We start from the raw sequence: 23,037 nt of genomic DNA on the forward strand, positions 1-23,037 counted from the left end.
TCAGAGGTCGGTGCTGCGCATCAGTTGCAGGCCGCGTGCCTGCATCGCGGCGAGGAACTCGGCCTGTTGCGCCTCGAAGCCCGCCACGGGGCTGATGCAGTCGGTCAGCAGCACCAGCTTGTTCAGCTGCTTCGACGGCAGGTGGGCGGCCAGGTGCTCGACGGTCGCGCGCACGCAGTGGCTGCCAGCCTCGCCGGCGATCAGCACGCGGTCGAAGCGATCCAGCTCGGCCAGCAGCGCCCGATTCAGCGCGGTGCCCTCGTCGGCCGGATCGGGCACTTCGGCCTGCAGCGCGCTGTAGTGCTCGGTCCATGGGTTCTCGCCCTTGGTGACGACCTCCACCGAACGGCCCGCGGCGTCCGCCCACGCGTCCAGCGCCGCCTGCAGGCCGGCGTGCACGCCGTGGCCCCAACTGCCCATCTGGCAATGCACGGGCCAGACCATCAGCGTGTAGCGGCCGGTGGACTCCAGCGCGTCGAGGTAGGCCAGCACGCGGTCGAGCTGGGCCGCGTCGCGCGGCGCGTAGGCACCGGCGCGGACCTGCGCCGCCGTGATCGGCGTGAACGGGCCAGGCGCGCTGCCAGTGGCCGCCTCCAACCAGAAGCCGGGGTGGGCGATGTCGATGCGATGGTGGGAGTCCAGCGTCACCGTGATGGCGTCGAGCTTGCCGCCAAGGCGCTGCACCAGGCCGGCGGCGCGCTGCAGGTCGGCGTGGGCGCCAGTCACCGGCAGCGCGGGGCGGATGGGCTCGCCCGTCACCGGCGAACGCGGCAGCCAGTCGGGCGGCAGGTCGCAGAAGTCGTTCTGCGGGTCGATCAGCAGTAGATGCGTGTTCATGTGCATGTCTTCTCGTGGTGTGGCTGCATGATAAACCCACTTAAATTAAGTGTGCAATTAAGTTGATGGGGAAAGTTCACAAGTGCGAATGACCGCTTATCCTCTCTTCGGTGAACGACTCAACGAACTCCACGTCCGACACGCGGTTGATCTGCACCGTGGACGTCGTGCTGCTGACGCTGCGCGATGCCCAGTTGCAGGTGCTGCTGCTCAAGCGCGACCGGGAGCCCTTCGGCGGCGCGCTCGCGCTGCCGGGCGGCTACGTCCACGCCGACGAAGACCAGGGCTGCGAGGACGCCGCCCAGCGCGTACTGTTGCAGAAGGCCGGCTTGCAAAGCCCGTACCTGGAGCAGCTGGCCAGCTTCAGCGGCCCGGCCCGCGACCCACGCGGCTGGAGCGTGTCGGTCGCCTACTTCGCGCTGGTGCCGGCGCCGGAATCCACCCAGCCCGGCCAGTTGTGGCTGCCGGTAGACCGCCTGCCCCAGCTGCCGTTCGACCACGGTCGCATCGTCGCCACCGCGGTCGAGCGCGTGCGCAACAAGAGTCAGTACTCGTCGCTGCCGGTGCACCTGTGCCCCGAGCCGTTCACGCTGCCGCAACTGCACGCCATCTACGAGGCACTGCTGGGCGAGGCCATCAACCCGGTGAGCTTCCGCCGCAAGATGGACGAACTGGCCATCCTCGAGGCCGTGCCGGGCGCCAAGCGTGCCGAGGGAGCACATCGGCCGGCCCAGTTGTACCGGCTGAAGGATGAATTCCGGCAGACGCTGAGGGTGGTCGGGCGAGGCTTGAACGCCTGATCCGGCGGGTGCCGAACCCGGCCAGTCAGCACGCATGGATGCTGGCGATCGGGCCCACCGCAGCCCGGCTCGTTCCCCGAAGGCTGCCCACACAGCAACCAATACCCCTTGCCTGCGGCATAAGCGCCATCGCGAAAAACCGGTAAGGCTTTGTTGAGCCCGGTTAACGAGGTGCGGATTGCTCACAGCTCGGTACGTTTGTCCGTGGGGCGGCTGCCTAGAGTCGCGCCGTTTCTTTCTTCACGAGACCAACGATGCTGAAAATTTCGCCCCTGATCCTCGCCAGCAGCGTCCTGCTGCTGAGCGCTTGCGCCACCCAGGATTTCGTCAAGGAGACCGTCGCACCGGTGCAGACCAGCGTGGACGGCCTCGGCACCCGCGTGCAGGCACATGACGACGGCCTCAAGGCACTGGGCGGGCGGCTGCAGGGCAGCGAGGCACGTATCCAAGCCCTGGAGCAGGAGGCTGCGGCGCGAGCCCAGGCCGCCAAGAACCTGCCCGCGCCGCCCGGGCTGCTGATGAGCGTCCTGCTGAGCGATGACAAGATCAAATTCAAGTCAGGCCATGCCGAACTCACCGAGCAGGCCGGCCAGGAGCTCGATCAGCTCGTCGCCAAGCTCAAGACCGACAACCAGCCGGTGTTCATCGAGATCCAGGGCCACACCGACTCGACCGGCAGCCAGGCGATCAACCAGCAACTGGGCCTCAAGCGAGCCGAAGCCGTGCGCCTGCACCTGTCCCGCGCCGGCCTGCCGCTGGCGCGCATGGCAACGATCAGCTACGGTGACTCTGCGCCGCTGGCCGACAACAAGACTCGCGAAGGTCGCAGCACGAACCGGCGAGTTCAGCTGATCGTGATGCGCTGAGCCAACGGCTGCGGACTGGCGTGCGCCGAGGCCCAGGTCGGTGTCCTCGTGCGCGAACCTGAAATGGGAAAGGCGCCTGGATCGTTGATTGACCCAGGCGCCCCGAGAGGCAGTTGGCCGGCATGGGCCACGAGATTCACGGAAGCTTCACCTCAGTTAGGGACGCAGAGCGACCGTGGACAACCGGCACGACGGGTACCATCCGCCGCGCTGCGGCTGTGAAGCCCTGCAAGGCCTCACAGGGAGCCTCGCGATGCCGGTCTACTTCATCTTTTTCCTGGCCATGCTCGGCTCGGCGGTGCTGTTCTATGCGGGCGCACTGGGCACAGTGGCCGTGATGCGAAGGCCGCTGCCCTCACTTATCAAAGGCGGCGCGGCCGACGGCCTACAGACGGTGCACCTTGCGCTGGCCTGGATCAACTTCGGTGTGTGCTGGCTGCTTTACTTCAACGTCTACCGCATCCACGTAGACATGGCTGCCGTAAGCGACGTCGCGTTCCTGGCCTTTGCCCGCGGCTACACCACCCGGCTACCCATCGTGGTGCTGCCTTACGGCGCCGGCGCACTGGCCGCCGCACTGTCTCTGTGGAGCTCGCCCAGGGGCGTCTCACGCCGCGCGTTGTGGGGCATGGCCACGCTGTGGCTGCTGTCGGTGGCATGCACGCCCTGGGCCGCCGGCGCGCAAGACGACATGCACGATCACGGCTTCACCGATGCAGCCTTCCAACAACTGCAGCTGGCACACCTGCTCCGCTCGCTGTGCGTGTGCGCTGCGGCCGTGTGGGCGATGTGGGAGTGCAGGCGTTTGAGGGACTGACTGCCCACACTGCAACGGGACCATTGGGTCCCGTTGTCATTCGCGCCGTGGCGCGAGATGCCATCAGGCTTCAGCCAAGCTTGCCCCACCAAGCAATGACTAACCTTGCCTCCGGAGGAGTTCGAACATCGGCTGCTAGGCCGCATAGATACTGACGATCCACCGTGATCGACTGCGTTCGTTACCCCATTTGTTTCCCCAGAATCGCTTCTCTGCAGTGCACGCTGCTCAGCTCAAGGCGCTGCAGGCAGTTGGCGGAACCGGCCCATCGCGCTCGGGCGGCAGAACTGACTCTTCGCCGGCAGCTTGCGCACGGGCGAACGGGCCTCGACCGTGATGCGCCTGATCCACTCGGCCAAACTCAACGGGCTTGATCCCTACGCCTACCTTCGCGATGTGCTGGATCGGCTGCCGACTCAATCGGCCAGCAAGATCAGCGAGTTGCTGCCACACCGCTGGACTTCAGTGGCGACGTAGAGTCCGCTCACGGCTTGCGTTGGAGTTAGCAATGAAACCGCCACTTGTATTGCGCGCGTCAGTATGGACAACCTTGGCGGCGCTCGTTGGAGCGGTGCTGTAGGCGAAGTCTTCCTATGAATCTGGCTGGTTGCCGCTGCTGAAAGGTGGGCTGCTAGGGGTCGTGATATGCGTGGTCGTCGTCCTTGGCGTTGCCAAATGCGCTGCGCAAACGCACCGTCAGTAGCAAGGAGGGCGCCTCACTGCCGAGGCCATCTTGGACGCAGTCGCAGTGCTCGGCGAGTTGGCCGGACGTACATGGACGCCCGGGCTACGTCGTCGACCATGTCGTGCCGCTGTGCGCCGGCGGCGCTGGTGGCCAACTGCGGTTTCCGTAACGAATCCTGGCTCGCGCATGATGTGCGACAGCCTGAGTTCCAGGCGCATCGCGAGACCGAAATGCACACGATTGAACGACGCTACGAGCTCACGCCGCAGGGGTGGGTGGGTCTTATCGGCGGCAAGATCTCCGCCGGCATCTGGCAGGGGCGTTATGTCGGCGCAGGGGGCAGCAAACGGACCGTTCGCAAGGCGCTGCGGCGCGCGAAACGGATGCATGCCCGCTGACTTACGCCGCGGTGCATGTTCTTAGCCCTTTTCCTATGACGTTTCAGAGCCTTCGGCCACACGCTGGGACAAGCCCTTGGCCGGGGCCACCATGCGTCAAAGTCGGTCACGCATACGCTGAACGAACACCTCGCCGCCGTACCAGGCCTGGCTCTCCGGGTCGAGTTCTTCAATTTGGCCTGTCCGGAGGGACTCGAACCCCCGACCTGCTGCTTAGAAGGCAGCTGCTCTATCCAGTTGAGCTACGGACAGACAGAACCCGTGATTATCAGATCAACACGTTGATGATCGCGTCGCCGATGCCCATCAGCGCCGCGCCGGAGATCAAGCCCGCACAAATGGGTTCCATGCCTTCGACCCAGATGCGATGGCCCTGGGTGCCGGGCGCCTTGTGCTTGCGGCCCTGGTACCAGAACAGCAACGCACCGACGAACATCATGAAGGTGGCCTGAGGCGGCAGCGTGACGCCCAGGCCGATGGCCACGGCCGACAGGCCCGAGCGCCCCTTGGTGGCAATACGTGCCAGCTCGATGGCGATGGCCGCCACGGCCGCGACGGCCATCGAGATCAGCGCCGACATCGGCAGGCTCTTCAGCCCCCTGGCGATGATGTCGGCCACGCCCTTCCACTGCAGCGCGGCCGGGAAGCCGAACTGGTCGGACACCATGCCCGCCGCGCTGGAGGCGCCGCTGGCGTCCGGCTTGATGAACAGCAGGAAGAACAGCGGCACGCAGACGAGCACGCCGGCCAGGTTGCCGATGACGTGGCCGATGGCCTGGTGGCGCGGCTTGCCGCCCAGCATGTAGCCGGGCTTGATGTCCGACAGCAGGTTGGCCGCGTTGGACGCCATCTCCGCCGTCATGCCGGCGGGCAGCAGGTTGGAGCCGGGGTTGCTGCGGTCCAGCGCGCCCATCGTGAACTGCGTGATCTTGGCCAGCGAGCCGGTCGGCGTCCACGACGTCAGCGCCATCGAGTTGGTGCAGATCACCGTCAGCACGAAGATCAGCGGCAGCGACAGGATCGCGAGCCACAGCGGCACACCGAAGAAGACATGCGTGGCGTAGCAGCACAGCAGGCTGGCAATGGGCACGCCGATCCACGATACCCACAGCGGCACTTCGATGTCCTTCAGCAGGTCGCTCTGGGGCTCGGTCTTGGCCTTGGCAGCCTTGCGCTTGAAGGCACTCGTGAAGATCTCCGGCTTGGCCAGCAGCGACACCAGCGCGCCGACGACCATCATCGTCACGCCCCACCACAGCGACCACTGGTTGACGATCTCGACGCGGTTCAGCGGGATCAGCGCGCCGCTCGGGCCCACGCGCGGGGCGATGTCGCCCAGTTGGATCATCATCGGCGCCAGCACGAAGAAGTTGATGAAGGCACCCAGGAAGCAGCTGGCCGCGACGGCGATGCCCATCAGGCCGCCCGTGCCGATCAACGCGGCATCAACGACCAGGCGCAGGCCCAGCGTGCGGAAGTCCGTGCCCAGGATGCTGGGGATGAAGCCGTGCGCCTTGACGGCCCACGCGTAGTAGTAGTCGTCGATGCGGTCGTGCAGATACCAGGGCTCCTTCATGCCGGCCCACTTGTCCATGGCCAGCAGCTTGAACTGGATCAGCTTCATCCAGCCTTCGCCGCAGATGCCTTGCAGGACGGCAGCGCCGACGCCCACCCAGGCCAGCAGCTTGGCCTTGAAGACGCCTTCGTTGCCCTTGCCGTGGTACAGCGAATCCAGCACGACGCCGCAGGCACGGCCTTCGGGGAATGGCGCCTGGTCTTCGTTGATGAAACGGCGCTTCAGGGGGAAGGCCAGCAGGACGCCCACCAGCGACACCAGGAACATCCAGATCACGATCTGCCACCACTGCGGCACATGGCCGGTGACCAGCATGTAGGCCGGCAGGCTGGAGATCAGTGACGTGGTCACGTAGCCCGACGCCGTGGCGATGGACTGTGTGCAGTTGTTTTCGAGGATGGTGTAGTCCTGCGCCATGCCGGCAGCATGCAGCGCGCGGAACAGCGCAAAGGCAAGGATCACCGACGTGAGGCCGACGCCCAGCGAAATGCCGGTCTTGGCGCCGATGTACAGGCCGGTGGACGACAACACGCCGCCGAGCAGGAAGCCGGTCAGGCCCGAACGCAGCGTCAGCTGGGCCATGTCGCCGCGGAACACGTTCTTGAACCACCACTCGTCCTTTTGGGCGCGGGTCCAGGTGGCGATCTGTTCGTCGGTCAGGTAGGGAAGAGCCATGGGTTCTCAGGCACGGCTTGTGGCCATGCCAGGGGTTGCAACGAGTGCGGGGATTGTCCCGGCCGACCGCCCGGTCGGACTTTGGGGGAAGCCCCTGGATGCAGGGCCTTCAAAAAGACAAACCCGCCGGCGGCACCAAGCCGGCGGCGGGTTCATGGAAAGGTTTGATCGGGGCGGCGAGATTCGAACTCGCGACTCTTGCTCCAAGTTAGAGCAGCGCGAATTTTACGAGACTTTCCGGAACTTCTTGGAATCTGAGATTTCATTGATAAATTAATGACTTACAAAAACCATCGCCACAGACCATCCAACCTCTACCCGCTACAGCCCGACCTCTGGTTGTCTCCATATTCGCGAGGATTCGAACTTCCTACCTGAAGGTAGGAGGCAGCAGAAATGGCGACACTTCATCCGAAAGGCGCTCGGTGGGATGTAACGGAGCTGCGAAATCTGCCGCCCGCGTGGGGTGTGAAGTTGCCCAAGAAGAGGCGCCATCCGGTCGCGAAAGTTGATCGCCCTGCCCTCGTGATCACATGGTTGAGCGCCCACCGAAGCGCCATCGCCGACACTGGCGCTCCATTTCCGAGCCGCCCATGCCCTCTGCCCACGACCTGATCCAAGCCCTCGCCGCCGCCCACCGCGACGGCACCCACCTGCACGCCTCCGACTGGGCCGGTGCCGTTCGCGACGAGGCCGATGCCTACGCTGTGCAGGACGGCGTGGCCGCCGCGCTGGGCTGGCCACTGGCCCGCTGGAAGTCCGGCGGTGCCGGCGCACAGGGCCCGTTCAGTCACTCGCCGGTGAACCCGCTCGCCGGCGCGGCGCTACTGGGGGTGGAGGCCGAGGTGGCGCTGCGCGTCGGCTCGGATGGCGCGCCCGAGGCGATGTGCATCGCCGTCGAGCTGGTGGCCTCGCGCTGGGCGGAAGGCCTGGACGCCCCGGCGCTACTGCGCATGGCCGATCACCAGTCCAACGCCGGCTTGCTGCTGGGCGAGTGGCAGCCCTACCGCGCGCTGGACTGGGCGAATCTCGAATGGCGTCTCGCACTGCCCGGCCAGGAGACCATCGTGCGCCGCGGCGGCCATTCGCTGGCGAACCCGGCCGGCGTGCTGCCCGCGTGGCGGGCGCATGCGACGCGCAACGGCCGACCGCTGCCGGCCAGCGCCGTCGTGACGACGGGGGCCTGGGGCGGACTGCATCCCCACACCGGCCCGGCCCACGGCTCGTTGAGCATCGAAGGCCTGGGCGAGTTCGCTTTCTAGATCGGTCGCTGCGTCGCCCACTCGCGCAGCGGCGTGAACAGCAGCGCAAAGCCCAGCACGTTCAGCACCACGGTCAGCCAGAACACGCGCCGGAAAGCCGGCTTCGCGCTCTTGTGGCGCAGCGTCTCCTGCGCCAGCAGCGCACCGGGCCAGCCGCACAGCAAGGCCAGCGTGTGCAGCGTGTTCTCGGCCACGCGCCAGCCGCCGCGCAGCGCGGCGCGCTTGTCCAGCGCGTAGGTGATGAAGGTGGCCATACTCATGGCTGAGTACGCGCCCCAGGCCGCGTTCGGCACACCCCACAGCAGGTGGCAGGCCAGCACGAAGGCGGCAAAGGCCGGCACCAGCAGCAGCACGCGCCCGCGGTCGCGGGCCTTGGGGATGGGCGGCATGGCCCGCGGCTCCAGGCTGCGCACGTCCTGCGCGCGCTTCTTGCCCTGCGCGTCCAGCCCTTCCCGATAGCTCAGCCGCTCGCCGACGAAGGGGCGCTGCGGACGCGGCCCGAAGGCCTTGATGTGGACGAAGCATTTCGCGCCTCCACCATCGGGCGTAATGAAGCCGTAGCCCTTGGCGTCGTCCCACTGGGTCAGCACGCCCTTCATCGCGCGTCCTCCAGATGGGACTTCAGCGCCGCGATGGCGTGGCGGACCTTGGCCGGCTGCGCGTCGCGCTGCGGCGTCAAGGCCCAGACGGGCAGGTCCGGCAGCGCGAGTTCGCTGTCCACCCGCAGCAGCCGGCCGGTGGCGACGGCTTCGGCGACGTCCTCGTCGCCCAGCGCCGCCAGGCCCAGACCGGCCTCGCACAGCTGCTGCAACGTCAGCTGGTTGTTGCTGGTGTAGCGCGGCTGCACGGTCAGCGCGCTGCCGGGCAGGCGGCGCGGCTGGTCGGTGCCGTCCTGCAGCACCAGCCAGTCGGCGGCCTCTAGCGCCTCGCGCGTGGCCGGCACGCCACGTTGGGCGAGGTAGGCCGGCGCGGCGTACAGGCTGGTGTGCAGCGTGCCGAGCGGCTGCGCGACCCAGGCACTGTCCGGCAGGCGACCGAAGCGGATGGCAAGGTCGATGCGGTGGGCAACGAGGTCGGTGAAGCCGTCCTCGACCTGCAGGTGCAGCCGCAGGCCCGGGTGGGCCGCGAGCAGCGGCGCCAGGGCCGGACCGATGCGGCGGCCGAAGCCGACCGTCATCGCGATGCGCAGCTCGCCCTCTGGCGCATCGCGCAGCGACTGGAGCTGGGCCTGGGCCTGCTCGGCAGCGGCCACCATCGCCGCACAGCCGGCGTGGAATCGCTCGCCGGCCGGTGTCAGGCTGAGTTTGCGCGTGGAGCGGTGCAGCAGCGTGACGCCCATGTCCTTTTCCAGCGCCCTCACCTGCTGGCTGACGGCCGAGGTGCTGGTACGCAGTTGGCGCGCGGCGGCGGCAAAGCTGCCGTGGCGCACGACGGCGGCCAGGACGGCCATCCGTTTGAGCTGGTCGAGCATGAAGTTTTTCTAAACAGTTCCGGCAATCAATGCCGACTTATCAATTGATTGTGAAGCAAGAACAATAGCGCCATTGCAACCTGAATGATGGAGAGCGCCATGAACATCGCCCTGATCGGTGCCACCGGCTTTGTCGGCAAGGCCCTGCTGGAAGAACTGCTGAGCCGCGGCCACACCGTGCGCGCGCTGCAGCGCGACACGGCCAAGCTGGCCGCCCGCGCCGGGCTGGAGGCACGTGCCGTGGACGTGCTGGCCGGCGACAACCTCGCGGCCTCGTTGGCCGGCGTGGACGCCGTCGTCAGCGCCTTCAACGCCGGCTGGGGCAACCCCAACCTGCACGACGACTTCCTGCGCGGCAGCGACGCCATCGCCAGCGCGGCGCGCGAGGCCGGCGTGCGGCTCATCGTCGTCGGCGGCGCGGGCAGCCTGTTCATCGCCCCGGGCCAGCAACTGGTGGACTCGCCCGCCTTCCCGGCCGAGTGGAAGCAAGGTGCGCTGGCGGCCCGCGAGGTGCTGACGCGCCTGCGCGCCGACAAGACCACGCTGGACTGGACCTTCGTGTCGCCCGCCATGCACCTGGCGCCGGGCGCGCGCACGGCTCAGTTCCGACTCGGCGGCGAGGAGCCGGTGTTCGACGCCAAGGGCGAGAGCAACATCAGCGTCGAAGACCTGGCCGTGGCCATCGTCAACGAGCTGGAAGCGCCGCAGCACCGCCGCGGTCGCTTCACCCTCGGCTACTGAGTCTTACTGGACGGCCGGAGAGATCCGGAACATCAGCACCCCATGGCTGGCCACCGTGCCGCCATGGCGGCCGGTGACGCCGGCCGTCTTCTTGCCCGACCACAGGTCGTGCACGTTGGCCTTGAGCTTGGAAGGCAGATCGATCTGCTCCCAGGCCACGGTCATGTCTGCCGGCTTCTCGCCGCGGTTGAACAGCACGACGGCGCGGTCGCCGCCCTGCAACGTGCGCACCCAGATCTCCTGATCGCCCTCGCGCCAGACGCGGCGGCCCTGGCGGCCCAGCGGGTCCTGGTCGACCTTGATGACCTCGGCGTTGGTCAGGATGCGCCGGGTGTCGGCGTCCATCCTGCTCATGTCGTTGCCGGCGACCAGCGGCGCGGCCAGCATGGCCCAGATGGAGAAGTGGCTCTCGTACTCGGTCGTCGTCATGCCGCCGTTGCCCACCTCCAGCATGTCGGGGTCGTTCCAGGCGTTGGGGCCGGCGTCGGCCCACAGCTCGGCGTTCATGTCGATGATGTCGAGCAGGCCGTGCGACCACTCCTTCTTGCCCTTCCACCCATCCCAGATGTCGCCCGTCGTGCGCCACATGTGACCCACAGGCTGGGCCCAGCGGCCCGGGTGGCTGTTGCCCCACTCGCACATCGACAGCAGGATGTCTCGCCCCGATTCGCGCAGCGCCTTGGCCATGATGGTGTACGCGGCCTCGGCGTTGCGCTGGCCGGTGTAGCACCAGTCGTACTTGAGATAGTCCACGCCCCACTTGGCGTACTGGCGTGCGTCCTGGAACTCATGGCCGGCGCTGCCCGGGCGGCCGCCACACGTCGCCGAGCCGGCGTCGGAGTAGAGGCCGAACTTCAGGCCCTTGGCATGCACGTAATCGGCCAGCGCCTTGATGCCGCTGGGAAAGCGCTCCGGGTCGGCCTGGATGTTGCCGTCGGCATCGCGGCTCTTCTGCCAGCAGTCGTCGATGACGATGTACTGGTAGCCGGCGTCCTTCATGCCGGAGGCGGCCATCGCGTCGGCTTGCTGGCGGATCAGCTGCTCGCTGACGTTGCAGGCGAACTTGTTCCACGAGTTCCAGCCCATCGGCGGCGTGGGCGCGAGGCTGGGCTTGGGGGTGTCGAGCTTGAGCGTCTCGTGGCCGGTCTGGGCCTGCGCGCCCGCGGCGACGAGGCAGGTGAACACGGCCAGCAGCACGCGGCGCAGCCAGGTTGAGGTCATGAGGGACTCCGTTGGGGGGATGGAGAAGAGACGATCAGACGGTGCCGCGGCGGGCTTCCAGCTCGGCGCGGATCTCGTGCATGCGCTTCTCGGTCAGGAAGTAGCGCGAAACGATGTACAGCGCGACGCACAGGCCCACGATGGGGATGCCGGACAGGCAGACGCGGATCAGGAAGATCGCGTCCTCGCCCTGCACGGGCAGCTTGGCGTCGAAGCCGGTGAACTGCAGCACCCAGCCCGAGGTCATGTTGCCCAGGGCGAGACCGACCTTCGAGATCCACGAGCCGCAGGCCGCGAACGAACCCTCGCGGCGCTGGCCGCTCTCGAGTTCGTCGTGGTCGATGACATCGGCCATCGACGAGCCGTAGATCGTCCAGAAGCCCGCGCCGATGAAGGCCACGCCGCCGCTGGCAAACAGCTGCAACCAGGGCAGTTGCGGGTTGTAGAAGAACCAGTCGCCGATGAAGGCGCAGATGCCGAGCGTGATCACGGTCATCAGCGCATTGCGCTTGCCGTGGTGGCGCGCCACCCAGCCGGCGAACGTGATGCCGATGAGGCCGCAGACGAGGCCCGCCACGCCCATCATCGAGTTCCACTTGGTGGCCTCGACGACGTTGCCGCCGCAGACGTAGTAGACCGTCGCGTAGTAGCCCAGCAGGCCCACCATGGACGTGGCCATGTTGTAGGCGAGCATGGTGCCCAGCATCTGGCGGAAGGGTCGGTTCTTCAGCGTGCGGTAGAGCGTGTCCTTGAACGGCACGCGCTGCTTGCTCTTGGCGACGACGTTCTCGTAGTAGCGCTCACGCGTCAGCGAGAAGATCAGCACCGACACGACGACCATGATGCCGCCCAGGATGCTGGTGTAGACCTGCGCGCCCTTCAGGATGTCGGGCTTGCCGGATGCGTCGTTGAAGATCGCCAGCGTCGTGAACTGCGCTGCGACGAACATCGCCAGCTCGGGGATCTTCTGGATCGCGTTCTTCCATGACATCACACGCGTGCGCTCGTGGTAGTCCGGTGTCATCTCGGCGCCCAGGCTGTTCCACGGCATGATGAAGCAGCTCATCGCCGGCACGTAGAGGCAGGTCGACACGACCATGAAGACGAAGTATTCGGTGTCGCTCCAGCCCCGGCCGACGGCGAACATCAGTGGCAGGCCGATGCCGGCCAGGATGCCGCCCACGAGGATGAAGGGCCGGCGGCGCCCCCAGCGCGTGCGGGCGTTGTCGGAGATCCAGCCGAACAGCGCGTCCGACACGGCGTCGACGGCGATCTTCAGGCCCAGCGCCGTCGAGATCAGCCCCGGCGCGACACCCAGGAACACGTTGAAGACGTGGAAGGCCAGCGACTGGTAGAGCCAGTGGCCCCACATGTCCAGGAAAGACCCGAGGCCGAAGCCGATCTTCTGCGAGGCGGGTACGCGGTCGGCCGCGGCCGTCGAGGTCGACGCAACCCCGGGAGCCCCCGGGCGCGGCGTCAGGGGTGCGGCGACCCCATCGCTGTCGGCAATCACTCTGTCTCCTTGGTCGCCTAGGGCGACGCATTTTTAGTAAACAGAGAGATTTTTGTTCGATGTTCGGACGAATGAAAGGCGGGTTAGACCCTAGGAATCGGTTCCAGTGTTCAGCGTTCGGCGGTGACTGCCTGGCGTTTCGTCCTGCGCGCCGGCGCCGCATCGGCCGGCGGCGGGGCGACGCGTGAGCTCTCGCGCACCACCAGCTCGACCGGCAGCGACGCCTCGCTGGGCTCCACGTCGCCGTCGATGAGCGCGCGCGCGGCCATGTTGCCCAGCGCCTCCTTGTCCATCTTCACGGTGGACAGCGGTGGCTTGCAGTGCGAGGCCTCCTCGATGTCGTCATAGCCGACGAAGCGGATGTCCTCCGGCACGCGCAGGCCGCGCTCCTGGCACAGCTCCATGCCGAACATCGCCGTCGAGTCGTTGTAGGCAAACACGGCATCCGGCGGCTGCGGCAGCTCCAGCAGGCGGCGCATCGCGTCGCGGCCGGCATCGCGGTATTCCAGCGCCGGGTCCAGCGTGACCTCGTAGTCGGGGTCGAACAGGCGGCCGGCCTCGAACAGCGCGCGGCGGAATCCCTTGGCGCGCAGCGATGTCGAGTAGTGCGCCAAAGGCCCGAAGATGGCGGCGATGCGCTGGGAATTGCCCTCCAGCAGATGCTTCGTCGCCAGCCAGGCGCCCAGCTGGTTGTCGTCGTTGATGCAGCGCACGCCGGGGAAGAAGTGGTCCACCAGTACCAGCGGCAGTTCGCAGCGGCGCACGGCATCCATGGCCTCGGGGTCGAAGTAGCCGGCGCCGAGCAGCGCGTCCGCCTCGTGGCGGCGCACCTGGCCGGCGATGTCCTCGCCGGACTGCACCGACAGCAGGCTCAGCGGCACGCCGGCTTCGCGGCAGACCGTCTCGGCGCCGTGCAGCACATAGGAATAGAACGGGTTGTTGGCCAGCGAGCCCATGTGGCGGCTGTACAGGAACAGCATGCGACGCGGCTTGCCGGTGCGCAGCTTGGCCGTGTCATAGCCGAGCTGCTGTGCGACTTCGAGCACCTGGGTTCGCGTCTGCTCCGACAGACCGGGCTGCCCCTTCAGCGCACGCGAGACGGTGCCGATGGACACCCCCGCCGCCTGGGCCAATTCCCGAATCGTCACCCCCCGTTTGTCGGCCATGGCCCGAACTCCAGCTGTTGTTTAGTGCCTCAAAAAGCGCCGCGATTGTGGCATTGCCGCCAAGATGGCACCGCACAGCACTTGCTCTTCTGCCACCACCCGCGGCTTGCCGGCGCGATGCGGGATCGCCCTCGTTGCCGATTGTTCACTAAACATTTATTGTTGCCTAGAATATTTCAGTCATCTTCAGTGCTCCCGATGCCTCCCTGCTCCCTTGTCGTCCTGGGCGAAGCCCTGGTGGACGAATTCCACGACGGCCCGGTGGCCGGCGGCGCGCCCTTCAACGTGGCGCGATCCCTGGCGACACTGGGCGCTCCCACCCTCTTCATCAGCCGCATCGGCGCGGACGACGCCAACGGCCGCCTCGTGCTGGACAGCGCTCGGCGCTACGGCCTCGGCGAGCAGGGCCTGCAGCGCGACGCCGCACGCGCCACCGGCCGCGTCAGCGTGCACGAGAAGGCCGGCGGCGGCCACAGCTTCGAGATCCACGCCGACGCCGCCTGGGACCACCTGGATGCCGCCGCAGCACGCACCGCGCTGGCCGGCGCCCGGGCCTCGGTCCTTTACTTTGGCAGCCTGGCCCAGCGTCACGTCGTCTCGCGCGCCGCCATCCGCGCACTGGCCAAGACCTTCACCGGCCTGCGCTTCCTGGACCTGAACCTGCGCCCCGGCACCGACAACGCGCTGTTCGCCGCCGAGTCGCTGATGCTGGCCGACTGGGTCAAGGTCAACGACGAGGAACTGGCGCGACTGGCCGTCTGGTTCGACGCCGCCGGCGACGAAGCGGCGCAGATCGCGTCGCTGATGGCGCGCTTCGCGTTGCAGCGCGTCGTGCTGACGCTGGGCGCCGACGGCTGGCGCTTCTACGGCCCAGGCGGCGTGCTGCTGGCCGACGGGCCGGGCGTGCCGCAAGCCCATGTCGTCGACACCGTCGGCGCCGGTGATTCCTTCACGGCCATGCTGCTGGCCGGCCACAGCCTCGGCCGCGACATGACCGCCACGCTGACGCTGGCCAATCAGTTCGCCTCCTTCATCTGCGGCCAGCGCGGGCCCCTGCCGGGCGACGCGCAAGCCCTGACCCCGTGGCGCGACGCCCTGCAGGCGCTGCCGCCCTCCCCTTGACTCCACGACGCCCCGACATGGCACAGACTTCCTCGCTCGCCGACCTCATCTCCCCGCCGGCGGACTCGCCGATGCGCCGCCACGACTTCATCTTCGGCGCTGGCACCTCGTCCTACCAGATCGAAGGCGCGGCCCATGCGGACGGCCGGCTCGAATCCATCTGGGACCGCTTCTGCGCCACGCCCGGCAAGGTGCTGCGCGGCGAGAACGGCGACGTGGCCTGCGACCACTACCACCGCCTCGACGAAGACCTGGACATCCTGAAGCGCCTGGGCGTAGACGCCTACCGTTTCTCCATCGCCTGGCCGCGCGTCATGGACCAGGCCGGCAAGCCCAACGCGAAAGGCATCGACTTCTACAAGCGGTTGCTGGACGGCCTGGGCGATCGCGGCATCAAGGCCTTCGTCACGCTCTACCACTGGGACCTGCCGCAGTACCTCGAGGACAAGGGCGGCTGGCTGAATCGCGAGACGGCCTACCGCTTCGTCGACTACGCCGACCTGATGAGCCGCGAGCTGGCCGGCCACGGCGACGTGGCCGCGTGGACCACCCACAACGAGCCCTGGTGCTCGGCCTACCTAGGCTACGGCGACGGCCACCACGCGCCGGGCCTCAAGAGCAACCGCTGGGCTGCGCAGGCCATGCACCATCTGCTGCTGGGCCACGGCCTCGCGCTGCCGGTGCTGCGCGCCAATGCGCCGCAGGCGCTGCACGGCATCGTCGCGAACTGCGCACCGGGCTATGCCGACCAGGACACCGCGGAAGACCGCGACGCCGCCTCGCTGTTCGAGACCTTCCAGAACCGCTGGGTGCTGGACCCGCTGCTCAAGGGCGAGTACCCGAAGGACTTGTGGCGCCTGTGGAAGGGCTGCGAGCCACTGGTGCTGGATGGCGACATGGACGTCATCAAGCGCCCCATCGACTACCTCGGCATCAACTTCTACAGCCGCGCCGTGCTGCGCTCGAAAGGCCCGGACACCATCGACTGGGTGCGCCACGAGGGCGTCGAGCGCACGACGATGGACTGGGAGGTCTACCCGCAGGGCATGCAGGACCTGTTCGAGGCCTTCAAGCGCGAGTACGCCAACCTGCCGCCGCTCTACGTGACCGAGAACGGCATGTCCAGCCACGACAGCGTCGATACCGCCGGTCAGGTGGACGACCTGCAGCGCCAGTCCTACCTGAAGCGCCACTTCGCCGCCTGCTCGCGGGCCATGGCCAACGGCGTGGATGTGCGCGGCTACTTCGTCTGGTCGCTGATGGACAACTTCGAATGGGCCTTCGGCTACGAGCGCCGCTTCGGTCTCGTGCACGTGGACTTCGAGACGCAGAAGCGCACGCTCAAGCGCAGCGCGCTGGCGTACGCGGATTTTCTCGCGGAGCGCGCAGTGCGCTGAGGTTCAGCGCACCCCGACCAGGCGGTCCAGATAGGCCGCATGGTCGGGCATGCCGTCCACCGTGCGCGAGATGGCCATGTGCAGCCGCTTGAAGTGCTCGCGCAGCGTCGGCTCGTCGACCTGCTTCAGCAATGGGTCCAGCCCCTGCGGTTGCATCCCCAAGCCCAGGAACAGCGACAGCCAGGAGTCCTCCCCGAAGCTGTCACGGTCCAGGATGACGACGCGGCCGTTGCGGCGGAAGCTCTCGATCTGGTGGGCCAGCGTGTCCGGGATGGGCATGGCCGCGCAGTAGCGCCAGAACTCGCTGTCGTCGCGGCGGGTCTCCTTGTAGTGAAGGATGATGAAGTCGCGGATGGACTCGTACTGCCGCGTCATCTTGCGGTTGTATTCGTCCACCAGGTGCGGCTCGCAGCGTTTGTCCGGGAACAACTCCACCAGCGCGCTGATGCCGTGGATGATGAGCGAGAGGCTGGTGGACTCCAGCGGCTCCAGGAACCCCGACGACAGGCCCACGGCGACGACGTTCTTCTCCCAGATGCGCTTGCGCAACCCGGTCTTGAAGCGCAGCTGGCGCAGGTCGCCCTGCGGCGCACTGTCGAGGTTCTGCATCAGCACACGACTGGCCTCGTCGTCGCTGATGTGGCCGCTGCAGTAGACGTGACCGTTGCCCGTGCGGTGCTGCAGCGGGATGCGCCACTGCCAGCCGGCGCTGTGCGCGGTGGAGGTGGTGTGCGGCGTCAGCGGCAGCGTCTTGTCGCAGGGCACCGCTTGGGCGCTGTCGCACGGTAGCCAGTGCGTCCAATCGTGGTAGCCGGCCTTGCAAACGCCCTCGATCAGCAGCGCCCGGAAGCCCGAGCAGTCGATGAAGAGGTCGCCCTCGATGCGCCGGCCGTCGGCCAGCGTCACGGCCGTCACGAAGCCGTCGCCGGGGCGAACGGACACGTCGACGATGGTGCCCTCCTCCCGCTTCACGCCGCGCGCCATCGCGTAGTCGCGCAGGTAGGCCGCGTACAGGCCGGCGTCGAAATGGAAGGCGTAGGAATAGGCGTTGGCCGCCGACGGTGCGCCGGCCTCGGGCAGCGCGAAGCGGTTGCGCCGCGCCATCACGGTCGCGACCGACCATTCCTCGTAGCTGGGCATGCCGCCCGCGCGGTTCAGCCGCAGCCAGTGGGCCACCGACGAGCGGTTGACGATGGGCGGACCGAAACCGCCGAAGCCGTGGAAGAAGCGGTTGCCGACATGCCCCCAGTCCTTGAACTCGATGCCCAGCTTGAAGCTTGCCTGGGTCTTGCGCATGAAGTCGGCGTTGTCCAGCTCCAGCATGTCGTTGTAGTAGCGGATGCTGGGCAGCGTGGCCTCGCCCACGCCCACGGTGCCGATTTCCGGGGACTCCACGAGCACGATCTCGCAGCCCACCGGGTTGGCAGGCCCGCCCGGTTGCGTGCCGAACACCTGGCTCAGCGGCGCGGCGCTCATCCAGCCCGCGGTGCCGCCGCCCACGATGACGATGCGGCGGATGGCCTGTTCGTTGTTCTTCACTTGGCCATCTCCATCGGCGCGGCCTTGACGTGTTTATCGATGAAAGCGCCATGGTCGGGCATGCCGTCCACGGTCTGCGAGATGGCCGCGCGCAGGCGCTGGAAGTGCTCGCGCAATGCCTGCGCATCCACCTGCGCCAGCAGCGGATCGTGGCGCTCCGGCCAGCACCCCAGGCCCAGGAAGAGCGACACCCACGACGGCTCGGCGAAGCTGTCCGGGTCCAGGATGGCGACTCGGCCGCTGCGGCGGAAGAGTTCGATCTGGTGGTTCAGCGTGTCCGGGATGGACATGGCCGCGCAGTAGCGCCAGAACTCGCTGTCGTCGCGTTGCGTCAGCTTGTAGTGCAGCACGATGAAGTCGCGGATGGACTCGTACTGCTGAGTCATGCGGCGGTTGTACTCGTCGGCCAGGAAGCGGTCGCAGCGCCGATCGGGGAAGAGCTCGATCAGGCGGCCCACGCCGTCCATGATGAGCTGGATGCTGGTGGACTCCAGCGGCTCGAGGAACCCCGACGACAGGCCGATGGCGACGACGTTGCGGTCCCAGGACTTCTTGCGCACGCCCGTCTTGAAGCGCAACTGGCGCGGTTCGCCCTGCGCGGCACCGTCGAGGTTGCCCATCAGCACGCGGCCGGCCTCGTCGTCGCTGATGTAGCCGCTGCAGTAGACGTGCCCGTTGCCGGTGCGGTGCTGCAGCGGAATGCGCCATTGCCAGCCGGCACTGCGCGCGGTGGACGTCGTGTAGGGCGTCAGCGGCGAGACCCTGTCACAGGGCACGGCCTGCGCGCTGTCGCAAGGCAGCCAGTGCGTCCAGTCGCGATAGCCGACCTTGCACACGCCTTCGATCAACAGCGCCCGGAAGCCCGAGCAGTCGATGAACAGGTCACCCTCGATGCGCCGGCCATCGGCCAGCGTCACCGCCGTCACGAAACCGTCGCCGGGCCGCACGGACACGTCGACGATGGTGCCCTCCTCCCGCTTCACGCCGCGCGCCATCGCGTACTCACGCAGGAAGGCCGCGTACAGCCCGGCGTCGAAGTGGAAGGCGTAGGAGTAGGCGTTGGCGGCCGAGGCCACATCCCCTTCCGGCGGCACGAAGCGGTTGCGCATCGCCATCACGGTGGCGGTGGACCAGGCCTCAGGGTTGTCCATGCCGCCGTGGCCGTGCAGGCGCAACCAGTGCATGACGGACGAGCGGTTCGCGATAGCCGGCCCGAACTCACCGAAGCCGTGGAAGAAGCGATTGCCGAGGTGCCCCCAGTCCTTGAACTCGATGCCCAGCTTGAAGCTCGCCTGGGTCTTGCGGATGAACTCCGCGTTGTCCAGTTGCAGCGTGCGGTTGTAGAAGCGAATCGTGGGCAGCGTGGCTTCACCGACACCCACGGTGCCGATCTCGGGCGACTCGATCAGCACGATCTCGCAGCGGGCGCCATGGTCGCCGCTGCCCATCAACTGACCCAGCGGCGCCGCGGTCATCCAGCCCGCCGTGCCGCCGCCCACGATCACGATGCGGCGGATGGCTTGGTCGTCATGCATGCGCTGTCTCTCCGTGTGGCACCCCGTGCCGGGCGCCGATTTTTCGTGTCACGACACTAACCTAAAAAAAAGGCCCGGCGCTGACGCGCCAGGCCTCTGTGCAGCCGGGAAAAACCCGGCTGCCCCATCAATAGGTCAGGCTTGCCGTCAGCGTGTAGCGCGGGCCCGAAGCAAACCACGTGCGACCCATCAGGCCGATGTGCTGCTGCATGAGCTGCTTGTACACGGAGTCGGTCAGGTTCTGGCCTTCGAACCCGATCTTGAAGTGCTCCGTGACGGCGTACTTCACCCCCAAGTCCAGCTGACCATAGTCGGCCGTCCACAGCGGCAGGCCCAGCGGCATGTTGTTGCGGCCATAGCCCGGGCTGTCGGGGTTCGTGTTCAGACCGTTGGTCTGGTTCGGACCCGTGTTGTCCGGGAAGGCCACGCCGTTGAGGTACTTGCCACGCCAGGCATAGGCAATGCGGCCGGAGAACGGACCGTGCTCGTACAGCAGCGCCAGGTTGTAGGCCTTGCGCGACAGGTTGGGCAGTGGCAACGCGCCATAGGACTGGGCGTTGGTGTCGCAACCGTTGACGAACAGATTCAGGTTCGTGCCGTCGGCATTGCTGCTACACCAGGCCGAATCGACCGAGTTGTAGCGGGTCTGCTTGCTGTCCACGTAGGTGAAGTTCGCCTGCACGCCCAGGCCGGAAAGCAGGCCCGGCAGGCCGTTGAAGAAGTGCTGTGCAGCCACCTCCACGCCCCGCGCCCAACCCTTGGCGCCGTTGACCTTGGTCGAGTAGGTGAAGTCGTAAAGCTTGCCCGTCGTATCCGCGGCCTGCACGACGCCGACCTGGTTGACGATGACATCCTTCAACTGCTTGTTGAAGGCTGCCACCGTGATCGAGCTGGCCTTGTCCAGGTACCACTCGCCCGACAGGTCGAACTGGTCGGACTTGACCGGCTTCAGCGTCGGGTTGCCCAGCGCCGTGCCCACGTTCCTCAGGTCGTCGATGTAGACCTGCGTCTTGGGCGGATTCGTCGTGGAGTCCACCACCACCGTGTGCGTCGTCGCCGACCCCGCGGTGAGCTGCAGGTTGGGCTGCAGGTCACTGAAGTCGGGCCGCGCAACCGCCTTGGCGTAGGCGAACCGCACCTGCATGTTGTCCTTGAGCTTCCAACGCAGGTTCAGGCTGGGCAGCACGTTCGTGTAGTTGTTGTCTACCGTGATGGGCACCTGGAAGTTGGCAAACGTCGGGATCGTGCCCACCAGGTTCCCAGCCGTCGCAGCCGACGTGGAGTTGAAGGTCAGCGATTTGTAGCCCGTGGTCTGGTACTTCGTCTGCACGACGCGCAGGCCCACGTTGCCGTCAACCGGCACATTGAGCTCGTCGAAGCCGAAGCGCAGCTGGCTGTAGATCGTGCCGGTCTTCTCGCCCTGCTTGTTGCTGTTCGGCGAATCGTCACCGAAGGCGGCCGGCTGCCAGGAGACCGGGCAAGCCGCCGCATTCGCGCCCTGCAGCTGGCGCTTGTACTCCGTGCACAGGGTGTCGTAGTAGCTGTGCAGCGTGGCGTAGGACGTCGGATAGTTCGCCGCCACCGACATCTGCGGCAAGATCAGCGATGCCACCGAGGTCCGGCCGTTCATGAAGTTGTTGAACGACTTGACCTGGGTGTCTCCACCGAAGCGCGACAGGTAGGCCAGCGAGCGGATCGGGTGCCAGTCCCAGGATTGGTCTTTGGCGCCTGCGTCGAACTCGGCGGACTGCCACGTCTGCGTGACGGCCTTCCAGTTGTAGCTGGGGTTGCTGACGACGTTGTGCACGTCGCGGTCCGTCAAACGCACGCCCACGCGGATGTCCTGCAGGACCGGATGGTCGAACGAGTACTTGATGTCGCCCTTCCAGGCCTTCTGGGTCGCACGGCTGCGGTCCAGGTGCTCCATCGTGAACGCCCAGTAGTACTTGGACGGATCGGACAGATAGGCGATGTCGGAAGCATCCAGGTTCAGGCGCGGCAGGCCGCCGGAGAAGTCCACCGTTTCCTTCGGCATGTTGATGCCGGTGGCCACCGTCGAGTCGAAGCTGCTGGTCGTGGACTCGATGAACTGGAAGTCGTTGGCGATGCGCAGCGCGGGCGTCGGCGTCCAGACGATGTTGAACGTCGATTCCTGCGTAAGCGAGTCGCGCTTGGCGAAACGGGTATCCGCGTTGAACGGGATGCCGCCGTGCACCGGGTCGGTGATGGTGCCGGTCAGCAGCGCGCCATTGCTGCCCCACTTCGCGTCAGACCCGATGACCGAGTTGTACGGATCGGCCTGGCTGTCGATGGAGCTCTCGTCCCAGTAGAAGCTGTACTTGGAACGGAAGTGCGTCAGCGCCGCCTGCAGGTTGTCCTTCTTCCACTGGCCGGCCAGGTAGGTACCCTGGCGCTTGCGGTCGAAGTCCAGCGTGCGCCAGCCCACGGCCTTGGGGAACCAGTGGTTGGTGCCGTCCGGCTCGTAGAGCTGGTTGTTGTCGGCGTCGGTCTTGTCATGCAGCTTGCCGTCACTGCCCATCACTTGCTGCTTTTTGACGACCTGGAAATACGGGTCGACGAACATGCCGTCGGTGCGCGTGGCGCTCTCCGAATAGGCGACGTCCAGCAGCAGGCCGACCTTGCCGAGGTCGGTATTCCACGTGTTGGACAGCAGCGCCGAAGCCGAGGGCTTGGTCTTGTCGCCCAGCTTCGCGTTGGTGGCCGAGATGTTCACGCCGGCCTTGAAGCCGCCGTAGTCGAACGGCAGTGCCGTGCGCAGGTTCACCAGGCCGCCAATGGCGCCTTCGATCTGCTCGGCCGAGGGGTTCTTGTAGACGTCCACGCCAGCCATCAGCTCGGGCGGCACGTCTTCGAAGCTCAGGCCACGGCCGCCATTGGCCGAGAAGCTCTCGCGGCCGTTCAGCTGCGACGACACATAGGTCAGGCCGCGGATGATGACGCCCGAGCCTTCGACCGAGAAGTGGGCTGGGTCGCCACGGGCCATCACGCGGTCCATCGTCACGCCGACGATGCGCTGCAGCACCTCGGACACTGAACGGTCCGGCAGCTTGCCGATGTCGTCGGCGACGACCGAATCGACGATCTCGTCGGAGTTCTGCTTGATCTTCTGGGCCGACTGCAGGGCAGCACGCTGCCCCGAGACGACCACGGTTTCGAGCTGCTGCGCCTTGGGGGCGTCGGTGCTCTGCGCCATCGCAGGCATCGCCAGGACCATCAAGGCCTGGGCTGCCGCCAATGACAAGGTTGTCTGCTTGAAGTGTCTCATCCTCGTTTGCTCCTCTTTGGTGGGAAACATCCGGCTGGTGCCCGGACGCCGGCTGCTCTTATTTCTGCAGCCATTTGGTAACGGTAACAATGATTGAACCCGACCACATAGGGACAATCAGTAACAGGGG

The 23,037-nt window shown here is 66.8% G+C and carries 18 protein-coding genes, 1 tRNA gene and 1 pseudogene; 9 read left to right on the top strand and 11 right to left on the bottom strand.

Translation table 11 applies throughout. The features are described from left to right. The gene (locus tag ACG04R_RS05560; protein WP_394407067.1) at positions 1-843 is read right to left on the bottom strand and encodes a cysteine hydrolase family protein; all 843 of its coding nucleotides are present in this window, start codon (positions 841-843) and stop codon (positions 1-3) included. Positions 844-947: 104 nt separating this feature from the next. On the opposite strand from ACG04R_RS05560, the gene ACG04R_RS05565 reads away from it, so the two are divergent. The 5 genes and pseudogenes from ACG04R_RS05565 to ACG04R_RS05585 all read left to right on the top strand — a co-directional run bounded on the left by ACG04R_RS05565 (position 948) and on the right by ACG04R_RS05585 (position 4,403). Beyond that, on the top strand, positions 948-1,637 hold the full coding sequence (locus ACG04R_RS05565) for an NUDIX hydrolase (protein ID WP_394407069.1): 690 nt from the start codon (positions 948-950) through the stop codon (positions 1,635-1,637). A gap of 254 nt (positions 1,638-1,891) precedes the next feature. Beyond that, the gene (locus tag ACG04R_RS05570; protein ID WP_394407070.1) at positions 1,892-2,503 is read left to right on the top strand and encodes an OmpA family protein; all 612 of its coding nucleotides are present in this window, start codon (positions 1,892-1,894) and stop codon (positions 2,501-2,503) included. A 253-nt stretch (positions 2,504-2,756) separates the two neighbouring features. Continuing rightward, on the top strand, positions 2,757-3,320 hold the full coding sequence (locus ACG04R_RS05575; RefSeq protein ID WP_394407072.1) for a hypothetical protein: 564 nt from the start codon (positions 2,757-2,759) through the stop codon (positions 3,318-3,320). 261 nt (positions 3,321-3,581) lie between these two features. After that, positions 3,582-3,797: pseudogene (locus tag ACG04R_RS05580) on the top strand (transposase domain-containing protein); the annotation flags it as partial. A 324-nt stretch (positions 3,798-4,121) separates the two neighbouring features. Next, positions 4,122-4,403 carry a hypothetical protein gene (locus ACG04R_RS05585; RefSeq protein ID WP_394407073.1) on the top strand — a complete coding sequence of 94 codons (282 nt, stop codon included), beginning with the start codon at positions 4,122-4,124 and terminating at the stop codon, positions 4,401-4,403. A gap of 175 nt (positions 4,404-4,578) precedes the next feature. Here ACG04R_RS05585 and ACG04R_RS05590 read toward each other — a convergent pair. Together ACG04R_RS05590 and ACG04R_RS05595 are read right to left on the bottom strand one after the other, a co-directional pair. After that, positions 4,579-4,655, bottom strand: a tRNA-Arg gene (locus tag ACG04R_RS05590). Positions 4,656-4,671: 16 nt separating this feature from the next. Continuing rightward, positions 4,672-6,654, bottom strand: coding sequence for an OPT family oligopeptide transporter (locus ACG04R_RS05595; protein ID WP_394407074.1), 1,983 nt, complete (start codon positions 6,652-6,654; stop codon positions 4,672-4,674). 593 nt (positions 6,655-7,247) lie between these two features. Between ACG04R_RS05595 and ACG04R_RS05600 the strand changes: the two genes are divergently transcribed. After that, positions 7,248-7,916, top strand: a complete 669-nt coding sequence (locus ACG04R_RS05600) for a 2-keto-4-pentenoate hydratase (protein WP_394407076.1) — start codon at positions 7,248-7,250, stop codon at positions 7,914-7,916. Here the strand turns inward: ACG04R_RS05600 and ACG04R_RS05605 are convergent. Beyond that, the gene (locus ACG04R_RS05605) at positions 7,913-8,515 is read right to left on the bottom strand and encodes a DUF1294 domain-containing protein (protein WP_394407077.1); all 603 of its coding nucleotides are present in this window, start codon (positions 8,513-8,515) and stop codon (positions 7,913-7,915) included. The two genes, ACG04R_RS05600 and ACG04R_RS05605, sit on opposite strands and share 4 nt — an antisense overlap. Then, a complete protein-coding gene (locus ACG04R_RS05610) occupies positions 8,512-9,387 on the bottom strand; it encodes a LysR family transcriptional regulator (RefSeq protein ID WP_394407078.1) in 876 nt (291 codons plus the stop codon). The genes ACG04R_RS05605 and ACG04R_RS05610 overlap by 4 nt, the downstream gene beginning before the upstream one ends. Positions 9,388-9,486: 99 nt before the next feature. Between ACG04R_RS05610 and ACG04R_RS05615 the strand changes: the two genes are divergently transcribed. Next, entirely contained in the window at positions 9,487-10,128 is a 642-nt protein-coding gene (locus ACG04R_RS05615; RefSeq protein WP_394407079.1) for an NAD(P)-dependent oxidoreductase, read from the top strand. Between the two features lie 3 nt (positions 10,129-10,131). Here ACG04R_RS05615 and ACG04R_RS05620 read toward each other — a convergent pair whose 3' ends face one another. From ACG04R_RS05620 to ACG04R_RS05630, 3 genes are all read right to left on the bottom strand, one after another. Continuing rightward, positions 10,132-11,349, bottom strand: coding sequence for a glycoside hydrolase family 27 protein (locus ACG04R_RS05620; RefSeq protein ID WP_394407080.1), 1,218 nt, complete (start codon positions 11,347-11,349; stop codon positions 10,132-10,134). Positions 11,350-11,383: 34 nt separating this feature from the next. Further along, positions 11,384-12,862: an MFS transporter gene (locus ACG04R_RS05625; RefSeq protein WP_394407082.1), complete on the bottom strand. Its 1,479-nt coding sequence runs from the start codon at positions 12,860-12,862 to the stop codon at positions 11,384-11,386. A gap of 110 nt (positions 12,863-12,972) precedes the next feature. After that, a complete protein-coding gene (locus tag ACG04R_RS05630) occupies positions 12,973-14,028 on the bottom strand; it encodes a LacI family DNA-binding transcriptional regulator (RefSeq protein WP_394407084.1) in 1,056 nt (351 codons plus the stop codon). 198 nt (positions 14,029-14,226) lie between these two features. Here ACG04R_RS05630 and ACG04R_RS05635 point away from each other — a divergent pair, with 198 nt between their 5' ends. Then, positions 14,227-15,150 (top strand): PfkB family carbohydrate kinase, encoded by a 924-nt coding sequence (locus ACG04R_RS05635; protein WP_394407086.1) that lies wholly within the window; start codon positions 14,227-14,229, stop codon positions 15,148-15,150. A gap of 17 nt (positions 15,151-15,167) precedes the next feature. Then, on the top strand, positions 15,168-16,547 hold the full coding sequence (locus tag ACG04R_RS05640; protein ID WP_394407087.1) for a GH1 family beta-glucosidase: 1,380 nt from the start codon (positions 15,168-15,170) through the stop codon (positions 16,545-16,547). Between the two features lie 3 nt (positions 16,548-16,550). Here the strand turns inward: ACG04R_RS05640 and ACG04R_RS05645 are convergent, their stop codons facing one another. The 3 genes from ACG04R_RS05645 to ACG04R_RS05655 all read right to left on the bottom strand — a co-directional run bounded on the left by ACG04R_RS05645 (position 16,551) and on the right by ACG04R_RS05655 (position 22,907). Further along, positions 16,551-18,086 carry a tryptophan halogenase family protein gene (locus ACG04R_RS05645; protein ID WP_394407089.1) on the bottom strand — a complete coding sequence of 512 codons (1,536 nt, stop codon included), beginning with the start codon at positions 18,084-18,086 and terminating at the stop codon, positions 16,551-16,553. Beyond that, positions 18,083-19,621, bottom strand: a complete 1,539-nt coding sequence (locus ACG04R_RS05650; protein WP_394407091.1) for a tryptophan halogenase family protein — start codon at positions 19,619-19,621, stop codon at positions 18,083-18,085. Before ACG04R_RS05650 ends, ACG04R_RS05645 begins: the two co-directional genes overlap by 4 nt. Before the next feature lie 127 nt (positions 19,622-19,748). Then, on the bottom strand, positions 19,749-22,907 hold the full coding sequence (locus ACG04R_RS05655) for a TonB-dependent receptor (RefSeq protein WP_394407093.1): 3,159 nt from the start codon (positions 22,905-22,907) through the stop codon (positions 19,749-19,751). Between the last annotated feature and the right edge of the window lie 130 nt (positions 22,908-23,037).

Source organism: Pelomonas candidula, assembly GCF_043555985.1.
GTDB classification, from domain to species: Bacteria; Pseudomonadota; Gammaproteobacteria; order Burkholderiales; family Burkholderiaceae_C; genus Pelomonas; species Pelomonas candidula.